This is a genomic window from Halomonas sp., assembly GCF_052095765.1.
Classification (GTDB): Bacteria; Pseudomonadota; Gammaproteobacteria; order Pseudomonadales; family Halomonadaceae; genus Halomonas.
Map to the genome: position 1 here is coordinate 1 of NZ_JBQDJZ010000008.1, position 6,047 is coordinate 6,047.

At 56.8% G+C, this 6,047-nt stretch carries 5 protein-coding genes and 1 pseudogene; all 6 read right to left on the minus strand.

Annotation, left to right across the window (positions count from 1 at the left end; translation table 11 throughout):
* Window positions 1–51: 51 nt before the first annotated feature.
* Window positions 52–150: pseudogene (locus tag ACTH3D_RS02135) on the minus strand (formyltetrahydrofolate deformylase); the annotation flags it as partial.
* Window positions 151–291: 141 nt separating this feature from the next.
* Window positions 292–636 (minus strand): cupin domain-containing protein, encoded by a 345-nt coding sequence (locus ACTH3D_RS02140; protein ID WP_441664770.1) that lies wholly within the window; start codon window positions 634–636, stop codon window positions 292–294.
* Between the two features lie 299 nt (window positions 637–935).
* Entirely contained in the window at window positions 936–1,598 is a 663-nt protein-coding gene (locus ACTH3D_RS02145; protein ID WP_441664772.1) for a sarcosine oxidase subunit gamma, read from the minus strand.
* On the minus strand, window positions 1,591–4,632 hold the full coding sequence (locus ACTH3D_RS02150; RefSeq protein WP_441664774.1) for a sarcosine oxidase subunit alpha family protein: 3,042 nt from the start codon (window positions 4,630–4,632) through the stop codon (window positions 1,591–1,593). Before ACTH3D_RS02150 ends, ACTH3D_RS02145 begins: the two co-directional genes overlap by 8 nt.
* Window positions 4,629–5,051 carry a sarcosine oxidase subunit delta gene (locus ACTH3D_RS02155; protein ID WP_441664776.1) on the minus strand — a complete coding sequence of 141 codons (423 nt, stop codon included), beginning with the start codon at window positions 5,049–5,051 and terminating at the stop codon, window positions 4,629–4,631. Before ACTH3D_RS02155 ends, ACTH3D_RS02150 begins: the two co-directional genes overlap by 4 nt.
* A gap of 12 nt (window positions 5,052–5,063) precedes the next feature.
* Window positions 5,064–6,047: sarcosine oxidase subunit beta family protein (locus ACTH3D_RS02160; RefSeq protein WP_441664778.1), on the minus strand; the 984-nt coding region annotated here is incomplete at its 5' end.

Consider the following 6,047-nt stretch of genomic DNA (forward strand, 5'->3'; position numbering starts at 1 on the left):
TGTCAGTTATCCTACATACATTATGCACGAAAACTTTCGGTTAGGCACTTAACAGCCACTCTCCTTGAGATAACGCGTGACCACATCCACGGTACCCAGTTGACTTGGGCACTGGGCGTTCAGAGTCCAACTGTCAGCACGACGACCCATGAGTCTAACTCCTTAAAGGGTAAAAGGCCGGGGACTAAGCCCGACCTTGGTCTCGATCACCTAAACTCAATTGCTTGGACCTAACTATCTGAGTCAGATGATTACGTTCAGCATTTGCGTCTCTGGTAAATACGCAAAGAATCAGGCAAAAACGAAATACTTGCGTACCGTTTCCACAACTTCCCAAGTGCCCTTGAAGCCAGGCTCGACAATGAAGATATCGCCTGCCCTCAGATGAATAGGCTCTCCGTCTTCCGGCGTGAGAATACAATAGCCTTCACGGAAGTCACAGTACTCCCACTTCTCGTAGTTCACCGCCCACTTGCCCGGCGTGCAAATCCAGGTACCCATGGTTTTGGTGCCGTCTTCTGACGCGTACGCGTTGAGGTTAACGGTATGTGGCTCCCCGGACAACTTTTCCCACGGTGTAGCATCCAGTAACACGTCCGGCTGCGCATCACGCAGAGCCTTGATCTTAATAGACATTGCTTTTCCTTTTGAGATTGTTAGCAAACAACTACTCCGCGGCACCACACTCTTTATATTTCCAGACATATATTGAGCGCAATAATAGCGGGCATCATCAACTGCTGACACATAACGGTGAGTTCTACTATGGATAGCTCACTATTACGGTCACAGATGAAGACTTTCCTCTTCTCGGGTTATTTACCCATGAAGAAAAATCGAGATGTTGATTTATAAAAATCTTTTAACTGGCCGGGGGTCCATCCCCGGCACTGGAGCAGTTTTTGATGAACCACTCGCGCCAGCTCGGCTGAACTTCAACGCTTCACGCCAATGCCATATTCTTCACCGGCGTCCAACAGCCAGCGATAGCAGTAGTCGGCGAAGCTGCGGCGCAACACCAGCTCATAACGCTCTTCGCTGGGGCGGCGCAGGATGATACTGGCCTTGGCAAAAGCCACACTGACCGCCTTGCCCAGCGGAAAGTTATCGGGATGAACGTCGTAAGTTACCGACTTCATCAGCAGCTCGCGGGCCTTATCGCCAGTCAACTCGATCAGAGTAAACCCAGCACTGGCATTTATGATGGCGAAATGGGCCGAGCCCAGCTTTTCACGCAAGCGGTTTTCCAGCTCGATCTCTTCGCCGCTGGGTACGATCACCAGCCACTCGTCAGGTGACAGCCACTGCACCGAGCGCTCACCGCTGGCATCCTGAATCAACCCCAGCGGCTGACCGGGCAGACTGATCCCAAGTACCTCGCGCACTGCCTCATCGAGCACGATGGCACCGCCACGCAGGATCAGGTAGCCCAGAAAGGGCTTTTCTTCGAGCTGAGCCTGACTATCCGGAGCGGGGGTCGGGGGCGGCGTTGAAGCGCTCACTTTGTTGAACGCCACAGACAGTGGCGATTCCATGGGAATCGAGACGTCCGGACGGGTATCAAAGGTCGCAACCTTACCGTAAGTAATATCAGACATGCTGACGCTCTCCCTTGGGATCGATGAATACTGGGCTGACAACCTCGACTTCATGGGCCTGGCCGTCCGGCATTGGGACATAAAGCTTCTCGCCCATGCGCTCCCGACCACCCTTGATCACTGCCAGGGCAAAGCCACTTTCCAGATTCGGGCTGTAATAGCTCGAGGTCACATGGCCCAGCATATCCATGGGAATGGGCTGGTCCTTGTCGACAACGACATGGGCGCCTTCTTCCAACACTACCTTCGGGTCGACAGGCCTGAGCCCGACAAACTGCTTGCGGTCCTTGCGCGCAGTGTCCGGACGCGTCAGAGCACGTTTACCAAGCCAAGAATACGGCTTGTCGTAACCGATAGCCCAGAACATGCCCAGATCTTCCGGGGTCACCGAGCCATCCGTATCCTGCCCAGCGATAATCAGGCCTTTTTCAGCACGCAGCACGTGCATGGTCTCTGTGCCGTAAGGCGTCAGATCGTACTTTTCGCCGTGCTTGAACAACGTCTTCCAGACATGCAGTGCATAGTTGGCCTGGACGTTGATCTCGTAGGCCAGCTCCCCGGTAAACGAGATACGGAACACTCGGGCCGGTACATCGGCAACCTTACCATCGCGCCAGTCCATGAACTTGAACTGCTCTTTGTCTAGGTCGACATCGGTAATTTCCGACAGCAGTTTCCTGGCATCGGGGCCAGTCACGGTCATGGTTGCCCAGTGATCGGTGACCGAGGTGAAATACACCTGCAGCTCCGGCCATTCAGTCTGGTGCCACAGCTCCAACCACTCCATCACAGCGGCTGCGCCGCCGGTGGTGGTGGTCATCAGGAAGTGGTTCTCACCCAGACAGCTGGTGGTACCGTCATCCATCAACATGCCGTCGTCTTTGCACATCAGGCCGTAGCGCACCCGACCCGGCGCCAGTTTGGCCCACTTGTTGGTGTAAACGCGGCCCAAAAACTCGCGGGCATCCGGCCCCTGGATATCAATCTTGCCCAGGGTGGAAGCATCGAGGATTCCGACGCCAGTACGCACCGCAAGGCTCTCGCGGGATACTGCTTCGTCCATGGTTTCCCACTTGCCATTGACCTTACGCGGAAAATACCAGGGTCGCTTCCACTGACCGACGTCCTCGAATTCGGCGCCATTCTCCACGTGCCACTGATGCATCGCGGTGTAACGCTCCGGATCAAACAGCTCCCTGGCATGACGCCCCACGATGGCGCCGAAGGTGATCGGCGTATAGTTGGGACGGAATACCGTAGTGCCCACTTCCGGGATCGAACGCTTCAGCATCCGCGCGGCAATGGCCATACCGTTGATGTTGCCCAGTTTGCCCTGATCGGTGCCGAAGCCCAGCGCGGTATAACGCTTGACGTGCTCGATGGACTCGAAGCCCTCGCGAGTCGCCACTTCAATACCTGCAGCGGTAACGTCATTCTGCAGATCCACGAACTGCTTGGGCGCACGTAGGGTCGACTTCTCGTGGGGTACTTGGTAAAGCGCACAGGCCGGAGCTTCCTGGCGAGCTTCCACCTGGGGCAAGGCAAGTTCAGTAACCGATTCGATACCGCTGGCCCTGGTCGCTTCCGCGCCGAGTTGTGCACCGTCAGCCAACACGTCAACAAGCGTGTAGACACCCTTAGCACCGCCCACTGGATGCATGCCCTTCACTTCGCCAGGCACAAAGCCCAGCAGGTCATCACGCCAGGTGGGGCGCACACCGATATGCGAGGCCAGATGCACCACTGGGCTATAGCCACCAGAGGTCGCGATGGTATCGCAAGCAAGCTCTTCGACCTGCCCGCTCACCGCAAAGCGCTCAAGATCGACCTTTGCCACCCTAGCACCGGTAACGCGATTGGCACCTTTGGCTTCAATTACCGCGGAGCCGGTGATCACGCGGATACCTTTGGCTTTGGCCTCCTTGATCAGATCGCCTTCTGGGTTGGCCCGAGCATCGACGATGGCGACTACCTCACGGCCGGCTTCTGACCAGTCTAGTGCTGCACGATAGGCGTGGTCGTTGCTGGTGGATAACACCAGTTTGTTACCCGGCACCACCGCGTAGCGACGAATATAGTTGGAAACTGCACCAGCCAGCAGGTTACCGGGCACATCATTGTTGGCGTAGACCAACGGCCGCTCATGAGCGCCAGTGGCCAACACCACCTGGCTGGCGCGCACTCGATGCAGACGTGCACGCACCTGCCGGCGATTCTTTACCTTAGGTGCGGTATCGGCAAGATGCTCGGTGCGCCGCTCATGCAGGGTCACAAAGTTATGGTCGTGATAGCCATTGGCGGTAGTGCGTGGCAGCAGGGTCACGTTATCCATGCCTGCCAGTGTTTTGAGGGTACTTGCTACCCACTGCCCAGCGGGCGCACTGTCCAGCAGCTCACGGCTATCCAGCAGTGAGCCTCCCATTTCTTCCTGCTCATCACACAGGATGACTCTGGCACCGCTATTCGCTGCACAAAGCGCCGCCGCCAGGCCCGCTGGACCGGCACCGATCACCAGCACATCGCAAAACTGATTGAGGTGGTCGTAGATGTCCGGATCGTTTTCGCTGGGTGCGCGACCCAAGCCAGCGCCTTTACGGATGTACTTTTCGTAAGTCATCCACATTGATGCCGGTGCCATGAAAGTCTTGTAATAGAAACCCGGCGGCATGAAACTGCCGCCCAGCTTGCCGACCCAGCTCATCATGTCACGCTGGACGTTGGGCCAGCCGTTGGTGGAGCGTGCGGTCAACCCGTCATAAAGTCCCTGCTGGGTGGCACGCACGTTGGGTACCTGGCCAGCTTCTGTCTTGCCCAGCTGCACTATTGCATTGGGCTCTTCTGCACCGGCAGCGACGATGCCCCTCGGGCGGGAATATTTGAAGCTGCGGTTGACGATATCGATGCCGTTGGCCAACAAAGCTGAAGCCAACGTGTCGCCATCATGTCCGCGGTACGTCTTGCCGTTGAAGGTAAAGCTCAGAGAGCGGGAGCGATCGATACGACCGCCCTGCTGCAGACGATGGGTCTGGGTCATACCGATTCCTCCTTATTGGGCTTGTTGAGAGTCTCGCTGCTCTTATTCAGTGCTTCGTTTTCAGTGTGGGCACCGACGGTTTGCCAGCCGCCATCTGCGGCCTGGACGCCAGACTGCTTTTCCTTATCCGCCAGACTCTGCGCCGTGACCTTGGGCTTTTCGCCTATGCGGTAAGTCTCAAAAATTTCATAGCTCGCCGAGTTGCGGGTAATGTTGAAGAACTTGCGGCAGCCCAACGCATGCACCCACAGCTCGTGGTGAATGCCACGCGGGTTATCACGGAAGAACAGGTAATCCCCCCACTCTTCGTCGCTGCAGCTTTCTGGGTCCGCCGGCCGGGCGATATGCGCCTGACCTTTGGGGGCGAACTCTTCTTCTCCACGATATTCGTCGCAGTAAGGGCAATGGATATAAAACATAGTGTTTTCTCCTTAGTGCGCGACGCCGGCGGCGCCATGCTCATCCACCAACGCACCGGTGTTGAAGCGATCAATGGAAAATGGCGCTGCTAGCGGATGCATCTCTCCCTTGGCAAGACTCGCTGCGAACACATGCCCGGAACCCGGAGTCGCCTTGAAGCCGCCGGTACCCCAACCACAGTTGAAGTACAGTCCCTTGATGCTGGTCTTGGACAGGATCGGACAAGCATCAGCGCAGGTGTCGACAATACCGCCCCACTGGCGATTCATGCGTACCCGGGAAAGGCTCGGGAACATTTCGACAATAGCCTGCAAGGTGTGCTCCACAGTGAGGTAGCTGCCACGCTGACCGTAGCCAAGGTAGCCGTTGATACCGGCACCGATCACCAGGTCGCCCTTGTCAGATTGGCTCATATAGCCGTGTACATGGTTAGACATCACCACGGTATCAAGGATCGGCTTGAGCGGCTCTGACACCAGCGCCTGTAGCGGATGCGATTCCAGTGGCAATTTGAGGCCAGCCATCTTGGCCACCACACCGGAGTTGCCTGCAGTCACACAGCCAATGGTCTTGGATTCGATATCGCCACGGTTGGTGTGTACGCCGTACACCTGGCCATCGCGAATCTTGAAGCCGGTGACCTCGGTGTTCTGCAGGATATCGACCCCCAGCGCATCTGCCGCCCGCGCGTAGCCCCAGGCGACCGCGTCATGCCGTGCTACACCGGCCGTCTTCTGCCAAGAAGCACCGAGGATCGGATAGCGAGCGCGCTTAGAGATATCGATGATCGGCACAATCTCTTTGATCTGCTCGGCATTGATCACCTCACTATCGATGCCGTTCAAACGATTGGCATGCACCCGGCGTTGGATATCTCGCATGTCCTGCAGGGTGTGGCCCAAGTTCATCACACCACGCTGCGAAAACATCACATTGTAGTTGAGGTCTTGGGACAGACCCTTCCACAGATCCAGCGAATGGTCATACAGCTGAGA

Coding starts and splice junctions, on each gene's coding strand:
- ACTH3D_RS02140 (WP_441664770.1), bottom strand. CDS start 636: ATGTCTATTAAGATCAAGGCTCTGCGTGATGCGCAGCCGGACGTGTTA.
- ACTH3D_RS02145 (WP_441664772.1), bottom strand. CDS start 1,598: ATGTCTGATATTACTTACGGTAAGGTTGCGACCTTTGATACCCGTCCG.
- ACTH3D_RS02150 (WP_441664774.1), bottom strand. CDS start 4,632: ATGACCCAGACCCATCGTCTGCAGCAGGGCGGTCGTATCGATCGCTCC.
- ACTH3D_RS02155 (WP_441664776.1), bottom strand. CDS start 5,051: ATGTTTTATATCCATTGCCCTTACTGCGACGAATATCGTGGAGAAGAA.